We start from the raw sequence: 17,241 nt of genomic DNA, 5'->3' as shown, positions 1-17,241 counted from the left end.
TCAGATATGACGATTATCATTTAGCGTGAATAAAATAAATAATAAAAACCATGTTTGTTGATTATTTTATTTAAAAATGACTAATTGAAGCATTTAAAACCATATCAAATCCATAGCAGTTAAAATACCTATAATTAGAAAATTGTCAAAAATCGTACTTTTGTTTTTAATTATTCTAAATAACACTAAAGTATGAATAAATCTATTTTTTTGATAGGGAGCCTTATGACATTTTCTCAATTTGCTGCCCAGAAAAAAGATTCATTAGACCAAAACAGACTTGATGAAGTGATTGTTACCGCATCAAGATCTCCGGAAATTGTAAAGAAAACAGCTTCTACTGTCAATATCATCAATAAAAAAGAAATTGCAGAGCAATCAATGATTTCTGCTGATCTCAGTAATATTTTGGCTTACAAAGTACCTGGATTAGCATTTGGAAATAATCTTGTGAGCAACAGAGGGCAGACATTAAGAGGAAGGAATGTGCTGATCATGATCGATGGAATTCCCCAATCAAGCCCGTTGCGTAACAACGACAGAGAAATCAGAAGTATTGATCCTTCCGTATTAGAACGAATTGAAGTTGTAAAAGGAGCAACTTCCATCTATGGGAACGGTGCAGAAGGCGGAATCATTAATTATATTACACAGAAAAGTACTTCTGGTAAGCCTTTTTCGGGGAAAACTGTATTAGGATTTACCAGTCATGATTTGTTTAATAATAAAATGTTCAAATCAGATGGTGGTGCAGGATACAGAGTTTCTCAAAGCTTCTTTGGAAAAGTAGGAAAGTTCGATTATCTTGTAAATGGAACTTTGACTCAAAATGGAGTAAAAATAGATGGTGAAGGATTAGTTCAAAATCCAAGATACGGATTGGGAGAAACTGCTGTCAATAATATTTTTGCTAAAATAGGATATGACCTTAATGAAAACAACAGGTTTGAAGTGATGTATAATTACTATTCGAGCTTGCAGGATTCCAAATATATTTTGGATCAGGGAAAATATGGAGAGCAGCCCTCTACCGGAAAATTGGGTGATAGAGAAGGTGTAAAAGAAGGAACAAGATATAATCACAACGGATACCTGAAATATATTAACAAGAATATTTTCCGTAACACAAGCCTTAATACGACATTGTATTTTCAGGACTTCTATACCATTTATGACTACAGAAATGCTCCAAGATGGAAAACAGGAGGACAGTCAGCTATTTTAGAAAAAAAATACGGGTTCAGAGCTGATTTCAATACGGAATTTGGCAAGGATAAAGGATTAAAAGGTTCATTAACTTATGGTTTGGATCTTTTAAATGAAAAAACAAGCCAGCCTTTGGTAGATGGAAGGATGTGGGTTCCTGAAATGAATATGCTGGCTGCAGCACCTTTTGTACAGGGAAAATTATTCCTTACGGATGATCTGACAGTAAAAGCAGGAGTACGATGGGATAAAATGTCGGTGAAAGTGCCGGATTATACAACTTTACCATCCAATAAAGATGTTCCGTTCAATGTAGAGGGAGGAAGATTAAATTATTCAAACCTGTCTTACAATGTGGGAGTAAGCTATGTCACATTTGATTTCTTTCAGCCTTTTACCTCTTATTCCAGAGGGTTTAATATTTATGATTTAGGCCGTGTACTTAGAGATGCAAAAAGTAATGTCTTAAGTGAAATTAATACAGATCCTGTTGTTATTGACAACTATGAAATTGGTTTTAACAGTAAAATCGGACAGTATGTAGATTTTTCAGCCAGTTATTTCTATAATTATTCTAAGTTGGGAGCTGATTTGGTTTCTGTTAATGGGTTCTGGACGCCGCTTAGGGCTCCTCAGTACATCAACGGAGTTGAACTGGCAGTGAATTTCTATCCAACTCAAGGATTAACTATCGGAACCAATTATACTTATCAGGAAGGGAAAGTAGATGTGAAAAACGACAACAGCTACGAAAAATACTTGAGTGGTTTAAGAATTGCCCCGGCAAGATTGAATTCTTACATCAAATGGAATGATAAAGCTCAAAAATTACAGTTGGGAGTCTATCATATGTACTCATTTAAAAGAGATAAGTTTGAGCCTGCAGCTTCAGGAAAGTATGATGAAGGAGAAGGTCCTGTACAAAGCTTTAACATTTTCAATGCTCAGGGAAGCTATAAAATTAATAAACTTTTAACCGTAGGACTTGGAATAGAGAATGTATTCAATACCTCTTATTTCACACCTACCTCAATGTATACCGCACGTGATGCAGAATATGTACGTGGAAACGGAAGGTATTATACGGTTTCTCTTAATTTTAATTATTGATCTAAATTCTTTTTATAAAAAAAATCAGCCCTTCTCGTAATAGAGAAGGGCTGTGTTTTTAAATGAAATTATCTTTTATCTTTCAATCATAATATTCTTCACAAGTGTCTCTTCACCCACTTTCAAAACTCCAATATACACTCCGTTCTGAAGCCCTGAAACATTAATTTTCCTTTCATTATTCACTTTCAGCATGGATCTTCCCATAGTATTGCTGATTTCAAAACTGAAATTCAGCTCTTTAGACTCTGGTAAATCAATATTGAGAATATTATTGGCTGGGTTAGGGTATATTTTTACGGCTTCCATTGCGTTTTTAGAAGCAGGCTTGCTCATGGTAGTAGAAGCGGTTGCAAAATGCTGTAATGCTCCCACAGTTGCTTTTCCAATCTTGTATACATATACAGGATCCATATTGGTGAAAGTATCCTTAGAGCTGTGAGGATAGCTGCTTCTTATCCTTTCAAAAAAACCGGTAATCACTTCACCTTTCTGTTCAAAAGGGATATAATCCGTATCTGCAGCAGGATCTACGGCAGTCAGAAGAGGAGAGTAGAGTGCTGTACAATTTCTCAACTGCTGGGTAACCGCTGCGGACGCTGCATTATTGCTGGAAACTCCTCCCTGATCTTCATCACAATATACGGTTGTGTTGTTATTTCCTTTCACACCACCCACCTGATCCAGATTGAAGACCAGTTTGATATCCAATTTACGGACACCTCCTTGGTACACTACATTATTTACATAATGGCTGCTTCCTTTTAATCCCTGTTCTTCCCCGGAAAAATGGATGAATTTTATAGAGTATTCAGTGGGAACATTTCTCAGTATTCTCGCTGCTTCAAGAATAATGGAAGTTCCGCTGCCATTATCATTCACACCCGGACCATAGATGGTGTCGAAATGCCCGCAAATAATGACAAATTTGTTAGGATAAAGGGTTCCTGTTTTGGTAATGATTAAATTTTTGGAACTGGTACTTCCGAAAGTAAAAGGGCTTTCTTCTATCTGACTGGCCGTATAGCCGTAAGAAAGATATTTGTTCTTAATCCAGTTCAGTGTATTGGTATTGGCTACTGAACCAGTAGTTTTTACTCCCAGATTACTAAACTCTTGAAGATTTGTTGTGATATTGGTTTGAGTAACCATATCCGCTCTGTCTTTGTAAGCCTGAATAAAAGTTTGAGCTCCAATGGACTGCATCATAAAGGCAGCACATAAAAGTGTTGTGATTTTTTTCATATTAAAATATTATTTTGGTAACACGAATGTAGTAAATAAATCACAATAATGTGTTTAATATTTCAAAACAAATGTAAATTTATTATGAATATCATATCAATATACTACAGGGCTTTGTAAATGTTATAATTCTTTTAATGCTATGAAAAATAAAACCTTTGAACTGCTTCAAAGGTTTTTATATCAATAAGGTTTTATGACAATGCAAATTATTTTTCAATCATAACTTTTCTTACGACCTTTTGGTCTCCAACTTTTAAAATTCCAATATAAGCTCCGTTTTCAAGCCCGGAAACATTGATTTTTGTTTCATTGGTTCTCTTGAATAGAGAACGCCCCTGAAAATCCGTAATTTCAAAAGTGAAATTTTTAATTCCGGAATCAGGAAGCTCAATATTGAGGATGTCTTTTGCTGGGTTAGGATAGATTTTTACCGTTTCCAAAGTGTTTTTTACATCAGTTTCATGCGTTCCCAATGTACCGGTAGCAACCGCAAAATGCTGCAGCGCTCCAACAGATGCTTTTCCTATCTTGTAAATATATACAGGATCTGTATTGGCAAAAGTATCATTAACGGTATGCGGATAGGTACTTCTGATTCTTTCAAAGAAACCTGTGATCACTTCACCTTTCTGTTCAAAAGGAATATAATCTGTATCTGCAGCCGGATCTACAGCGGTTAAAAGAGGAGAGTAAAGTGCTGTACAGTTTCTCAGTTCCTGGGTTACAGCAGCGGAAGCCGCATTATTTGAAGAAAGTCCACCTTGATCTTCATCACAGTAAACCGTATTATTATTGTTTCCCATTACACCACCTACCTGATCCAGATTAAAGACCAGTTTAATATCCAGAACACGGGTTCCACTCTGATAAGCTACATTGTTTACATAATGTTTGCTTCCCAAAAGCCCTTGTTCTTCCCCGGAAAAATGGATGAATTTTATAGAATATTCTGTAGGGACATCTTTCAGAATCCTCGCTGCTTCAAGGATAATAGATGTTCCGCTCCCGTTATCATTGATTCCCAGGCCGGTAATACTATCGAAGTGCCCACAGATGATTACATATTTATTAGGATATACTGTCCCGGTTTTGGTAATTACCAGATTTTTAGAATTATAACTGCCTGCTGTAAAAGGATCTTCTACAATTTGAGTGGCTGTATATCCATAGGAAATGTATTTATTTTTAAGCCAGGTCAGCGCATTGGCATTAGCAGGTGAGCCTGTAGTTTTTACTCCTAAATTGGCAAATTCCTGAAGGTAGGTTGTAATATTGGTCTGGTTCACCATATTCGCCCTGTCCTGATAAGCTTGAATAAAACTTTGGGCTCCAATATTTTGAATGATAACAGAGGTAAATAAAAAAGTAGCGATTTTCTTCATTTTATAGTAGTAATATCGGATATCCTTTGAATGCAAACCTAGTTCAGAATATCCAGCCTGACATTATTTATTAATGATTATTTTTTTGGTTGTATTTCCTTTGTCAGTTTTAATCGTAAAGGTATAGATTCCGTTTACTAACGCCGAGGTATTTATTTTTTCCTGATTTTCAAGACTTAAAACAGTGTTTCCCGCCATATCGTTTACTTCAACTTTGAATTCTTTTACTTTTTGCTGAAATTCCACTGTTACAAGGTCTTTTGCCGGATTGGGATAAATTCTGATGGCTTCACCGGATTTTTGTAAAGAAGTATCGTTTGTGCTTAACAGGTTACTGGCTGTAGAGGCAACAGCAAAATGTTGTAAAGCTCCCACAGCTGCTTTTCCTACATTGAAAATATATACAGGATCCAGATTGGCAAAAGTGTCATTTACCGTATGTTCGTTTTCACTTCTCAAATACTCATAGAAACCGGTAATGGTATATCCTTTGGCTTCAAAAGGCATATAATCTGAGCTGTAGGCGTAAGAAAGATGAGTCTGAAGAGGAGAATAAAGAGTCGTACAGTTCATCAGTTCCTGTGTTACAGCGTTAGAGGCTGTATTATTGGATGATACACCGCCTGTATCTCTTTCGCAGGTAATGGTATTGTTATTGTTTCCAAGAAGTCCACCCACCTGGTCAATATTTAAAACCAGTTTTATATCCAGAACCTGGCTGCCATTCTGATAAGCTACATTATTTACATAATGGCTGCTTCCCACAAGGCCTTGTTCTTCACCGGAAAAATGAATAAACTTGATGGAGTATTCTGTCGGAATATTTTTCAATATCCTTGCTGCTTCCAGAATAATGGAAGTTCCGCTGCCATTGTCACTTACTCCGGGGCCTACAATGGTATCATAATGTCCGCAGATGATAACATATTTGTTGGGGTATACCGTTCCTGTCTTGGTAATGATTAAATTTTTTGAAGTGCTGCTCCCATAAGTGAAAGTATCTTCAGACATATTACTTGCAGTATATCCATAGGACAGGTATTTGTTTTTAAGCCAGTCTAATGCATTGGTGTTTGCTGTTGTACCTGTTTTTTTTACCCCAAACCCTGCAAATTCCTGAAGGTTGGTGGTAATATTGGCTTGGGTAACCATATCTGCCCGGTCTTTATACGCTTGAATAAAACTCTGTGCACCCATATTCTGCAGGGCAATGGAAGTGAGCAATAAAGCTGCAACTTTTTTCATTTTGATACTTTCTTTAGAGATTGCTAATATAATAATAAATCATCATTTATTGTTAATAATCATAAGTATCAATGTTTATTTGCTTAATTTTTTGATAAAAATATGTCTTTTTATATAATTTATCATCATGTTATATTAAAATTCATTTAATGAATGAGATGTGTTTATATTTTTCGTTTGTTTCATATATTTTGATTTAAATATTTTACACATTGAGAATTTCTATCCGGCAAGTAGGGCTGTTGATATGGTAATTACCCTGAAATGTTTATGCTGCCAGCTGGATTTTAAACAGCAATCAAAAAAATGAAAAGTATATAACAAAAAAATCCCGGGAAATCCCGGGACTATATTGATAACAAAATCTATTCTACATTATTTTACTTGATCTACAACAGCTTTGAAAGCTTCAGGGTGATTCATTGCTAAATCTGCTAAAACTTTTCTGTTAAGTTCGATGTTGTTCTTTTTAAGAGCTCCCATAAATTGAGAGTAAGACATTCCGTGCTCTCTAGTTCCCGCGTTGATACGAGTGATCCAAAGTGCTCTGAAATTTCTCTTTTTCTCTTTTCTACCACGGTAAGCATATTGCATTGCTTTTTCTACCGCGTTTTTAGCTACCGTCCAAACGTTCTTTCTTCTTCCGAAGAAACCTTTAGCTTGCTTAAAAATTTTCTTTCTGCGAGCTCTTGAAGCTACGGCATTTACTGATCTTGGCATAATTTAAATTGTTTTTTTGAAAAGGGCGGCAACGGATGTTACTCTTATTTGCACCGTTTCAGGGTTAAATTGTTGAATTTGTTTTGAATTCTTATAAACCGAATATAGATTTATAAAAACTACTTAATTGCTAATTGACGTTGAACGCTTTTCTCGTCCACTTTAGCTACGTAAGAAGTAGTAGTAAGATTTCTCTTCTGCTTAGTTTCTTTCTTAGTTAAGATGTGGCTTTTGTAAGCATTTTTTCTTTTGATCTTACCAGAACCGGTAAGAGCAAAACGCTTTTTAGCACCTGATTTCGTTTTTAATTTTGGCATTGTTTTGCTTTTTTATTGTTTTTGTTATCAATATCTGTTTTGGTTATCCCTAAGGACATTAGGAATAATAGTCTGCAAAATTAAGAAAAAAAAGTGAGACATGAAAGGATTTTTTAATATGCTTAAACGGGAAGAACAATGATCTGTAAATTGAAAAGACAGACCTGTATTGAAACAGGTCTGCCTTTTATAGGTAAGCGCTTTACAATAAGCCTGATCTGTTAAGATTTGAAGAATGCCAAAAGATCTCTGTTGATTGTTTCTGCTTCTGTTGTCGGCATACCATGAGGAAAACCTGGATAAGAGATGAGTTGCCCGTTTTTAAGCAGGGTAGCAGCCACTTTACCAGTGGTTTCAAAAGGAACAATCTGATCATCTTCACCATGCATTACCAATACCGGTACATCCACGCTTTTAAGATCTTCTGTAAAATCTGTTTCAGAGAAAGCCTTTACACAATCATAATGAGCTTTAATAGAACCACTCATTCCCTGTCTCCACCAGTTTCTCTGGATTCCTTCAGATACTTTAGCACCTTCTCTGTTGTAGCCGTAAAAAGGGAAGGTGATATCAATGAAGAATTGTTGTCTGTGTTTGGCTGTATTATTTCGGATATCATCAAAAACAGAAATGGGAACTCCATTCGGATTGTTCTCATTTTGTACCATAATAGGAGTTACAGCACTTACCAGAACAGCTTTTGCTACTCTTCCGTTACCATGTTTCGCTACATATCGGATCACTTCGCCACCTCCTGTAGAATGTCCTACATGGATGACATCTTTTAAATCCAATGCTGAAACAATTTCCGCAACATCAGAAGCGTAAGTGTCCATATCGTGTCCGTAAGGAGTCTGTTCTGATCTTCCGTGTCCTCTTCTGTCATGAGCAATTACTCTGTAGCCTTGTTCTAAAAAGAAGAACATTTGGGCATCCCAGTCGTCACTTGATAATGGCCATCCGTGGTGAAAGAAAATTGGTTGGCCTTTTCCCCAGTCTTTGTAATAAATTTCTGTTCCGTCTTTTAATGTAAGTGTGCTCATTGTTTCTTTTTTAATGATTAATAATTAGTGAATTTGTCTTTTTTGTATTCACAAATGTAGATAGAAAATCTTTATTATATATTGATATAAGATAATATTTGATTAATAATTTTTAAATAATAATAAGATATAAATAACATTAATTAAAATACAAATGAGCTGGAAATCTTTATCTTATGACGAGCTGCTTGTAAAAAAGGCTCAGCATTACTTTTAAACAGTCTCTGAATGATGACGTAAATGATGAAATATAGCTGATAACGGGGATTGCAGTATTGTTCAATTCTCTCTACTATTGATGGATGATTTTTTTAATTTCTTTTTTATAGAATCTCCACTTAATGTATTCACACTTAAAGTTTTAATTTAAAATATGCTTTCATCTGCAGATTTACATATAGAACGAGCCTTGTTTCTTGCTGTTTTGATTTTATTTTTCGGAGCAGGATTTTTAGTTACGCTCATTACTTTTATAATTAACTCATTGTTAAAGAAAAATAAAAAAGTACGGTATTATTTTTTTGTATTTCTGATTTCGGGAATCATCGGAGTGGCTTTGGCAGTGTTCTATTGTTATATGATATTTTTATAACAGGTTGAATACAATATTCCCTAACTATAAATAATTTAAAAAACCGCCGATATCAGGGATATTTTTATGGAACCTCTTTTATTACCTTCGTTCCGGAATTCATTAAAAATAATATTGTGAAAAATTGATGAATTATCAGCAATAGAGAACAATAGTTAATGATAATGACTGACACACATTTCTCTTAGATACATATTGATTTTATGACTTTTATAGCTTTCTTTTTCACCCATAATTAAATGATAAATTCTTATTTCGAACTAAGATTACAATCACAAAGCGTGGGTAAAAACAATAACAAAAATGGAGTGAAGGAGAAGCTGTAAAAGGAATGAATGTCTCAAAATGAAGTATTCCTGAAGCGGAAAAATGGGAAAGACGGAATACAAATAGTAATTTTAAAGAATGGCACACCGGATTTATTTATATAATTACGATCAGAAAACGAATCAATCATTTAATACTCATCTGGGAGAGTGGAACTATGAAATACCATTATTACTGTATCCTCTCATTGCAGAAAATAGTAAAGTGGAAGGCGTTGAGTTTATTTCTGATAAAGAACAGGGAATCGTCCAGCTGCGTTATTTTTTCAATTTACTGGCAGACACTTATCAGCTGCATTACAAAAAAGCTTACTACGAACCAGTCAACACAATGTTTGAGTTCCTGGAAGCATTGCCCTACGATTCTTTCGTATTGAACGCTACAGATGTTTTCAATATGAACGAAGAAAAGCACAAAGTTCAGGCAAAAGAATGGTTAGTTGAGATTCAGCAGAAAAGAAAGTTATACAAGAAGGCTGTTGAAACCCAAAATCTCTCTTTGCTGGATTCTTTATTTTCACACACAGGTTACTCCTCATTTCTTGAGATTTTACAAACCGACTGGATTAATTACGGACTGGGATATTTTGAAGAACTTGCCTATAAAAAGGTAGCATCTTCAATATTTGAAAAGGACGGGAAATTTGGACTGAAGGATGCAAAGGGTGTTATTTTGGCGCCACCTGTTTATGACGAGATTTTTGAAGCGGACTATCATCACAATATATCAGTGATTCAAAAAGAGGGATTGTTCGGTTACCTGCAAAGTGATGGGAAAGAACTGATTCCTCCCGTTTATGAAGATGCCTTTGAGGTGTTTGACTTTGCTCTGGAGCCATTTGGTGAAGTAAAAGTGAATGGAAAGTCGGGTATTTTAAAAATTTACTCAAATACCTGGTTGGTTCCTGCTGATTATGATGCCGTTGAAAGGCTAGTGTATGGATTTTTAGGTGTAGAAATCGCCGGAAGATTTGGCGTTTACAGCGATGAAAACGGACTGGTTATTCCTGTGGAAAGCGAAAATACCTATGAATATGATTATTTTCCGGAGCTGTTTTTTAGCAGACAGAAAGGAACCGGTAAGCGTAGATATTATACAAAAGAAGGGAAGTATCTGGGCGATTTTGTAGAAGACAGCCTTTTAAAAACCAGCACCTGTTTCTGGGTGAAACCCAATAAATTCAATAAAAAAGGAAAGCTGATAGATGAAAATGGTAATACTATAATAGACGAAGCAGATCAGTTGATTTTAATAGATAATTTTGATACACTGGCAGTTCGTAAAGATAAAAGCTGGAAGCTCTATGACACTTCAAAACATCAGTTCTTATTAGAAAATGAAAGGATTACTAAAGTGAAAGCAATATCCAATGTCGGATATAAAAACAATGTCTTTACTCTGGAAACCCAAAATGGATCAGGACTTTTCGATGCTGAGCATGATATCTGGCTCATTGCTCCTCAATTTGAAATTAAGCAGATTCATTATTTGGAAAATGGATTTTTATCGGTTCAAAAAAATAATGGCTATCAATTGTATGATTTTGAAAAGGGTTTATCAGCTGAAAAGTATGAATATATCTCTAATCCTTTGAATTATAGAACGGAAGAAGGTCTTTTGTTTTTGTATAAAGGAGAAAGTATGTTGAGAATGAATGAAGATAAATCTATTCAGCAGGTAGAAACTTCCGGGTATGGGACGATTTATTTGGATAGATATTCCTTTAGAGGAAAAGATATGGAACACTTTATTTCCTTTTATAATCGATGGAAAAATCAGGCAGGTAGCAATTCTGAACAATTTCTGGAGACAGAAGTCATTAAAAAACTGGCTTTTGATGCAAAGGAAAATCAAAATTATCAGGAGGCAATGCGTCTGTTTCAGCTTTCTGCTCAAAAAAATGATGTGGATAGTTGGGTAGAATTGGGCATATTACATACTGATCCTGACATTGAAATGCTGTTTGATCCGCAAAAAGGCATTATGTATTATGAAAAAGCTGCCCAGTACAACCATCCTGTGGCATGGAACAATATCGGAACCTTATATCATAATGGAATAGGTTATTCTTTTAATATTAAAAAAGCCATTCAGGCATATGAAAAAGGCGCTGAACTAGGGGATGGAATGGCTCTTACCAATTTAGGTGATTTGTATAATTTTGGAGAACATGTAATACAGGATTCTGATAAAGCTTTGGCTTTTTATCAGAAGGCAGAGAAAAAGTATTACTACAATTACGATAAAATTTCAGAAATCTATTATCAGTTAAGAGATTATAAAAATCTTTTAGAGTATTTAAAGAAGGACTATGATCAATCTTATTCAGGCATCTATTATGGGATTATCTATGAACATGGGATGGGAGTAAAAATTGATTTGAAGAAAGCGGTTAAATACTACGAACAGGCCAATGCTTACAATGCCTACGAATACGCTACCCAACGTTTGCTGCATTACTATGGTAACGATTCCACCTTTAAAAATGAAAAGAAATTCCAGAAATGGAAATCTTTTGCGGAAGAAAATGGCTTTGAAACCAATTAACCGTATTTACCTATATTTGCGTTCTTTAGAATATGACAACTTAATAAAGATAAGGGTTTGATGTACAGGTTATTATTGATATTTGCTTTACTTGTTTTTCCGTTTTTTGTTCAGGCACAGGATGTTTTAAGCAAGTTAGAAAGGGAATACAGCCATGCCTCAAACAATACGGTTGAACAGCTTAATCTGGCTCCCAAATATGCGACCGCCTTATTTTTTCATAACCTCAAACCTAAGTCTTACCAGATTTTAGCCACCAACATTTCCCTTGCTGCAAAGCAGGCAGATGGAAAGTATGCTACTATATTATACGCAGTGCAAGCCATGAATTATCGGCTGGATAATAAAACAGCAGAGTCTTCAAAAAGTCTTGACATGGCAAAGGCATATAGTTTAAAAACGAATAATAATGAGGCTAAAGGCTATTTTAATTACGCTAAAGGCTGGATTCTGATCCGCAATAATAAAACCACTGATGCCGTTGCTGCTTATTTAAAAGCGATCGAATATTATGAAAATGCTCCAACAACCTCTACATTGTATGGACGATTTGGTAATGTAGCGAAAGAATTGTCCACTATTTATTCCAACCTTAATGAGTACCAGCTGGAAGAGAAATACAGCAAACAATTTCTGCTGTTAGCATCGAAACAAAATGATCCCAATCTTATCTTTGATGCCTATATGAGAATGGGCTATGTGTATGAACAAAAATATACGCAAACACCATCCAATACGGAGCTGAGAGATAAAACAGAACAATATTATTTGCAGGCTATCACAACTTTCAATAAAAATAAAGACAGGATGCTTAACAGGAGCAGTCTTTCCTATGCAGCGATCAATTTAGCCAATCTGTATACTGGTTTTGACAGTGATAAGGCAATGCATTATGCCCAGTTAGCTAATAAAGTGAGTCTGGAAACTGGGGACGCCATTCATATTGCTTCTTCATTCGGGATTCTGGCAGAGCTGGCCATACAGGATAAAAATTATGATTTAGCGAAGTCTTATTTTCTAAAAGCCTCTATGGAAATTGGGAAAAGTCCGGTGCGTGATCATAATATTGAATTATCTATTCTTGAATCATTATCCAGAATTAGCGAAGAACAGGGGAATTACCAGGAAGCACTCACTTATTATAAAAGTTATGTGGATAAATACAAAAGCGTTTATGACCAGGAAAAACTGGATATTACCAAAAGATTAGAATCCCAGTTTGATAAAGAACGTCAGGAACAGAAATATATCAAGTTACAGCTGGAAAGTGATAAAAAAGCACAGGAAATTAAGTTGATCAACATCCTTCGGGCACAGCGGGAGCAGGTATATAACAACTTAAAACTGGTGGAAGAAAACCAACGTGAACGACTGAAGTTTTCAGAACTTGAATCCGAGAAAAAAGAACAGCAGCTTCGGTTGGCAAAACTGGAAACCCAACAGAAGAACAACGATATTAATACCTTTAAAAAGTTACTGGCATTCAAAGAGAAGATCAATACTTATTACATCTTCTTTATCATCTTCTTTATTGTTTTGATCTTCTTATTGCTTTACGCTTATCAACAACGTGCAAAGTCTATTAAGAGAAGAGATGAACTGCATGCTTTAGCTATGGAACAAGAGAAGCAAAACTCAAAAATATCTACGCTTACCGCATTGCTTGAAGGGCAGGAACAGGAGCGTGGCCGTCTTGCCCGTGATCTTCATGACGGATTAGGAGGTCTGCTTTCAGGAACGAAACATCAACTGTCTTATTTAAATCCTCATCAGTCCGAAAATATAGAGGAGGGAATTTCAAAATCAATTGATCAGATTGATGGCGCTGTAGAAGAGCTAAGAAGGGTTGCCCATAATTTAATGCCCGATTTATTAATGAAATATGGTTTGGAAGTTGCGATTAAGGAATTTGCTTCCCGTATATCCAATAATGCATTAGACATTCACACTGAGTTTATTAATTACAGTAATTCCTTATCGAAGGAAAAGCAATTGATTATTTACAGGATCATTCAGGAATTGGTCAACAATGCTATAAAACATGCCAATACATCGGAAATTATTATTCAGATCAGCGAAGAAGAAAATCTATTAAACCTTACCGTAGAAGACAATGGTAAAGGTTTTGATCCCACAGGATTAAATGCCAGAAAAACAGCTGGTTTTCATAATATAGAACTAAGAGTCCAATTTCTAAAAGGAACCATGAATATCACTTCTGAATTGAATATTGGTACCAGCATAGAACTTCAAATCCCTATTTATTAAACATGATAAAAGTAGCCATAACAGATGATCATCCACTTCTATTAGAAGGGTTGAAGAATATTTTAGGAAATAGTGATACGATAGATGTAGTAGATTGCTTCAGAAATGTTTCTGAGATGAATGCAGGTCTTACAAAACAAGAGGTCGACATTTTATTGCTGGACATCAATCTGGTAGATACCAACAGCATTGAACTGATTAAACCCTTAAAGAAAAAGTACGGCAACCTCCAGATTATTATCCTGAGTGTTCACAATGAACTGCCCGTAATCAACAGTACCCTGGCTGAAGGGGCTTTGGGATATATTCAAAAGAATGCCTCAGTTTCCGAAATTCTGGAAGGCATTACTGCTGTATATGCCGGGAACAGGTTTTTATGCTCTCAAACGAAGTCTGTTTTGGAGAAAAAATCAACGAATGGATTAAACCATGTTCCGAAATTAACGCGAAGAGAAAAAGAAATTCTGGCTGAAGCCTCAAAGGGGTTGACAACCAATCAAATGGCGGAAAAGCTTTTCATCAGTCCGCATACTGTAGAAAGTCACAGAAAGAATCTTATTGAAAAATTTCAGACTTCCAATCTGAGTTCGGCCATAAAATTAGCCATAGAATACGGTTTAATTATCGAATAAATATTCAACCAGCAAAAAGGTCTGCTTACATCGCAAAGCAGACCTTTTTTATATAAATTTAAAATTGGTGTAATCATTAATCTTTGAATTTGAGTGCAGCCTGGAACAGGTTTTTCTTTCCTATTAAATCATACTCATCATTATATTCGGGCTGATACATTAATAGGAAAACCCTGCCGTCAAAATCCTTCAGATTGATAGGCTGATCCACCATAATATCATAAAACCTTGTAATAGTACGGGTAGCCGTCCATTGTTTTGCGCTGCCTTTAGGATTTTTATCAAATCTATGGTCTTTTGCATCTGTAAAATACCAGTAAGAAGGCGCAGAATCCATTAAAAACATTTCTTTGTCCTTATTATACAATTCCTCCGCCATGCCTGTATTCTGAAACCACGGAACCTCAGTGTTCAAAAGTCCCAGTGCTCCGGCATAAATATCTTTATTTGTGGTAGCTCCCACTAAAAAACCTTCCAGATTGTTAGAGGTAATCTCGAATAGGAAAGGGGACTTTTTCAGTTCATAAACATCATTGACAGGCTGAATTACTTTTCCGTCCTGTTTAATCACCACTTTTAACGATTGTGCGAAAGTCATAAAACTCAATAAACTAAAAAGGAGGGTCAAACTTAATTTTTTCATTGTATCTCTTTAAATAATTGCAGCAAAGATATCGGACTTTATTTCCATATGCACTGGCTGATTTCAGGGGTTTTTGATCTTATTCCAAACTTCAGTTACATTCTTGTTCTTCAAAGAATATTTTCTAAAACAGATCAGCTTTCAACTGGATTTTTATATAAGCCGTTTTTTGCTTTTTACCATTGGCTGAAGCGGAATTAAGGGGATAGACTTCCGCATAAAAGGTATCATTAGTTGTCCAGAATGCCTTTTTTTCGTCTGCTATTTTGAAGTTGGTGAAATTCACATATAAAAGATTATCCTGTTTTTTGGTTTGCGGAAAATATTGAGAAATAAGAAAATCACTTCCCACATCATTATTGGAGGAGATAAAGGTAACCCAGCCTTTCGTAGGGAGAATTTGGGGATAGCCATCTGTGCCCAGTTCAAACATAACGGCATTTTTTATTTGGTAAAAAGAGTAGAATGAATCTGCAGCTTCGTCAGAATTTTCTTTGAAAACCTCCAGGTTTAAGTGAGGGGATCGCCCTACATATTCATTAGCAAGCGGTCCGGTTTCTGTAGATATATTCTCATGTTGGGTAATAACTTCTTCTCTGCCATTTTCTTTGTATACCCAGTTGTCATCCTGCAGTGTTATATTCGGATTCTTCACCAATGTTTCATTGATTCTGTTTTTTGAGTTGGCTTTAAATTCCTGTTCTGAAATCTCAGCAATCGTACCGAATTTCTTAAAAGATTTATTCTTAAAATCACTAGACCTTTTAAATGTGCTGCTTCTGATCTCATAAAGATCCACACCATTTAAAGTAAGGGCAAATGCCGGCGTAAATTCTGATTTCAGGACAAAGGCTTCAATGCTGTTCGAAATATTGTTATTAATACTGTAGTGAATAGAATAGAAGTCCTCAAACTCTTCAAATCCATAGTAATTATCGAGTTTATTATAGGCCATTTTCAAATGGGCTGCATCTTTACCGGGAGTTACAAAAAACTGTATAGAATCTAGCTTGGTGAATAATTGAAAGGGTACATCCAGAACATTATCAACTCCTTTTATTTTTTTGAAATCAGCCAGTGTTATTTTTTTTTGCTTAATTTCAGTTATTGTTTTATCTGCGTCCGATGTTTTATTCTGTTGATTACATCCTGCAAGAACTAGCACGGATGATATAAAGATTGGAAAGATTTTCATTTTATATTTTTCCGCAAATGTATCTGTATTCAGGTCTGTAGCCAACAAAACCTTCTGATATAGGCAATAAATGGCTGAAAACAGGGATATATTGAACGGTAGATTTTGGAGAATTTTACAAAAATGATAACCCAGATAGTATTAATTATTTAAAAACAAGATGAAAAACGTAATAACCAGCTTTTCAATGGTGATGATGTTGTTAGTTTCCTGTTCACCTTCAACAGAAAAAAAAGTGAACAAGGCAGATTCTGCAAATGCAAAACTACATCAGATTTCTAGAGTTGATCCGGCAAAGAATAAAGTAGTGGAATCAGAGATCCCCAATGATTTTTCAACATTAGTTCCTATTGATGTATTGAATAGCAAGAGTACAGAGGTGTATGAAAAATTTGGTATAGAGTTCTCGGGGAATTGTTATTCATGTGATTTGGCAAGCCTGTCCATAACAAAGAAGCAGATAATATGGACCAATGTTTGTGATGAAAAGGACACCTTTGAAATTAATGATTTCTCATTCTCCAATGACGGAAATAAAGCCATTTTTAAAACCTCAGAAAGAACTTATATTTTAACCCAAATAGATCAAGCACCCGTTTATGAACTGTCTGTAGAAGGGCAGAAACTGGATTTAAAAAACAAAAGAATATCCAAATATTTTACCACCCAAAAAGCTTTACCTCTTTTTACAGAGCATGATTGTGGTGATTTTGAAGGATAACAAAACTCTGTAAATTTCTTTCTTAAAAATGATTGTTGATCCAGC

The 17,241-nt window shown here is 35.3% G+C and carries 13 protein-coding genes; 5 read left to right on the top strand and 8 right to left on the bottom strand.

All coding sequences use genetic code 11. The features are described 5' to 3' along the window. Positions 1-192: 192 nt before the first annotated feature. Positions 193-2,316 carry a TonB-dependent receptor gene (locus tag ACWPWS_RS05660; RefSeq protein ID WP_454045818.1) on the top strand — a complete coding sequence of 708 codons (2,124 nt, stop codon included), beginning with the start codon at positions 193-195 and terminating at the stop codon, positions 2,314-2,316. A gap of 75 nt (positions 2,317-2,391) precedes the next feature. On the opposite strand, the gene ACWPWS_RS05655 is transcribed toward ACWPWS_RS05660, so the two are convergent. The 6 genes from ACWPWS_RS05655 to ACWPWS_RS05630 form a co-directional block, all read right to left on the bottom strand. Further along, positions 2,392-3,561 carry a M28 family peptidase gene (locus ACWPWS_RS05655; RefSeq protein ID WP_454045817.1) on the bottom strand — a complete coding sequence of 390 codons (1,170 nt, stop codon included), beginning with the start codon at positions 3,559-3,561 and terminating at the stop codon, positions 2,392-2,394. Between the two features lie 209 nt (positions 3,562-3,770). Continuing rightward, positions 3,771-4,946, bottom strand: coding sequence for a M28 family peptidase (locus ACWPWS_RS05650; protein ID WP_454045816.1), 1,176 nt, complete (start codon positions 4,944-4,946; stop codon positions 3,771-3,773). A 63-nt stretch (positions 4,947-5,009) separates the two neighbouring features. Continuing rightward, on the bottom strand, positions 5,010-6,191 hold the full coding sequence (locus ACWPWS_RS05645) for a M28 family peptidase (RefSeq protein ID WP_454045815.1): 1,182 nt from the start codon (positions 6,189-6,191) through the stop codon (positions 5,010-5,012). Between the two features lie 375 nt (positions 6,192-6,566). Continuing rightward, positions 6,567-6,911: a 50S ribosomal protein L20 gene (rplT, locus tag ACWPWS_RS05640; protein ID WP_034694451.1), complete on the bottom strand. Its 345-nt coding sequence runs from the start codon at positions 6,909-6,911 to the stop codon at positions 6,567-6,569. Between the two features lie 119 nt (positions 6,912-7,030). Then, complete coding sequence (rpmI, locus tag ACWPWS_RS05635; RefSeq protein WP_002979658.1) at positions 7,031-7,228, bottom strand: 50S ribosomal protein L35; 198 nt, start codon at positions 7,226-7,228, stop codon at positions 7,031-7,033. Positions 7,229-7,449: 221 nt separating this feature from the next. Continuing rightward, positions 7,450-8,271 (bottom strand): alpha/beta fold hydrolase, encoded by an 822-nt coding sequence (locus ACWPWS_RS05630; protein WP_209784520.1) that lies wholly within the window; start codon positions 8,269-8,271, stop codon positions 7,450-7,452. A 997-nt stretch (positions 8,272-9,268) separates the two neighbouring features. On the opposite strand from ACWPWS_RS05630, the gene ACWPWS_RS05625 reads away from it, so the two are divergent. The 3 genes from ACWPWS_RS05625 to ACWPWS_RS05615 are packed head-to-tail and all read left to right on the top strand — an operon-like array spanning position 9,269 to position 14,637. Next, positions 9,269-11,737 (top strand): tetratricopeptide repeat protein, encoded by a 2,469-nt coding sequence (locus ACWPWS_RS05625; RefSeq protein ID WP_454045814.1) that lies wholly within the window; start codon positions 9,269-9,271, stop codon positions 11,735-11,737. 60 nt (positions 11,738-11,797) lie between these two features. Further along, positions 11,798-14,005, top strand: coding sequence for an ATP-binding protein (locus ACWPWS_RS05620; protein WP_454045813.1), 2,208 nt, complete (start codon positions 11,798-11,800; stop codon positions 14,003-14,005). A 2-nt stretch (positions 14,006-14,007) separates the two neighbouring features. Beyond that, positions 14,008-14,637 carry a response regulator gene (locus ACWPWS_RS05615; RefSeq protein WP_454045812.1) on the top strand — a complete coding sequence of 210 codons (630 nt, stop codon included), beginning with the start codon at positions 14,008-14,010 and terminating at the stop codon, positions 14,635-14,637. A 76-nt stretch (positions 14,638-14,713) separates the two neighbouring features. Here ACWPWS_RS05615 and ACWPWS_RS05610 read toward each other — a convergent pair whose 3' ends face one another. Both ACWPWS_RS05610 and ACWPWS_RS05605 read right to left on the bottom strand, forming a co-directional pair. After that, positions 14,714-15,280 carry a hypothetical protein gene (locus ACWPWS_RS05610; protein ID WP_309512073.1) on the bottom strand — a complete coding sequence of 189 codons (567 nt, stop codon included), beginning with the start codon at positions 15,278-15,280 and terminating at the stop codon, positions 14,714-14,716. Between the two features lie 124 nt (positions 15,281-15,404). After that, a complete protein-coding gene (locus tag ACWPWS_RS05605) occupies positions 15,405-16,475 on the bottom strand; it encodes a resolvase (RefSeq protein ID WP_454045811.1) in 1,071 nt (356 codons plus the stop codon). 160 nt (positions 16,476-16,635) lie between these two features. Here ACWPWS_RS05605 and ACWPWS_RS05600 point away from each other — a divergent pair, with 160 nt between their 5' ends. Further along, on the top strand, positions 16,636-17,196 hold the full coding sequence (locus tag ACWPWS_RS05600) for a hypothetical protein (protein WP_454045810.1): 561 nt from the start codon (positions 16,636-16,638) through the stop codon (positions 17,194-17,196). The last annotated feature ends 45 nt before the right edge of the window (positions 17,197-17,241 follow it).

The sequence above is a fragment of the Chryseobacterium sp. Marseille-Q8038 genome (genome assembly GCF_965111995.1).
Note: the sequence above shows the minus strand (reverse complement) of the source record. Positions and strands in the feature narration are given on the sequence as shown.

Bases quoted from the DNA above. Each gene is read 5' to 3' on its own strand.
- ACWPWS_RS05625 (WP_454045814.1), top strand. From the start codon at position 9,269: ATGGCACACCGGATTTATTTATATAATTACGATCAGAAAACGAATCAA.
- ACWPWS_RS05600 (WP_454045810.1), top strand. From the start codon at position 16,636: ATGAAAAACGTAATAACCAGCTTTTCAATGGTGATGATGTTGTTAGTT.
- rpmI (WP_002979658.1), bottom strand. From the start codon at position 7,228: ATGCCAAAATTAAAAACGAAATCAGGTGCTAAAAAGCGTTTTGCTCTT.
- ACWPWS_RS05615 (WP_454045812.1), top strand. From the start codon at position 14,008: ATGATAAAAGTAGCCATAACAGATGATCATCCACTTCTATTAGAAGGG.
- ACWPWS_RS05630 (WP_209784520.1), bottom strand. From the start codon at position 8,271: ATGAGCACACTTACATTAAAAGACGGAACAGAAATTTATTACAAAGAC.
- ACWPWS_RS05660 (WP_454045818.1), top strand. From the start codon at position 193: ATGAATAAATCTATTTTTTTGATAGGGAGCCTTATGACATTTTCTCAA.
- ACWPWS_RS05610 (WP_309512073.1), bottom strand. From the start codon at position 15,280: ATGAAAAAATTAAGTTTGACCCTCCTTTTTAGTTTATTGAGTTTTATG.
- ACWPWS_RS05620 (WP_454045813.1), top strand. From the start codon at position 11,798: ATGTACAGGTTATTATTGATATTTGCTTTACTTGTTTTTCCGTTTTTT.
- ACWPWS_RS05650 (WP_454045816.1), bottom strand. From the start codon at position 4,946: ATGAAGAAAATCGCTACTTTTTTATTTACCTCTGTTATCATTCAAAAT.
- ACWPWS_RS05655 (WP_454045817.1), bottom strand. From the start codon at position 3,561: ATGAAAAAAATCACAACACTTTTATGTGCTGCCTTTATGATGCAGTCC.
- ACWPWS_RS05645 (WP_454045815.1), bottom strand. From the start codon at position 6,191: ATGAAAAAAGTTGCAGCTTTATTGCTCACTTCCATTGCCCTGCAGAAT.
- ACWPWS_RS05605 (WP_454045811.1), bottom strand. From the start codon at position 16,475: ATGAAAATCTTTCCAATCTTTATATCATCCGTGCTAGTTCTTGCAGGA.
- rplT (WP_034694451.1), bottom strand. From the start codon at position 6,911: ATGCCAAGATCAGTAAATGCCGTAGCTTCAAGAGCTCGCAGAAAGAAA.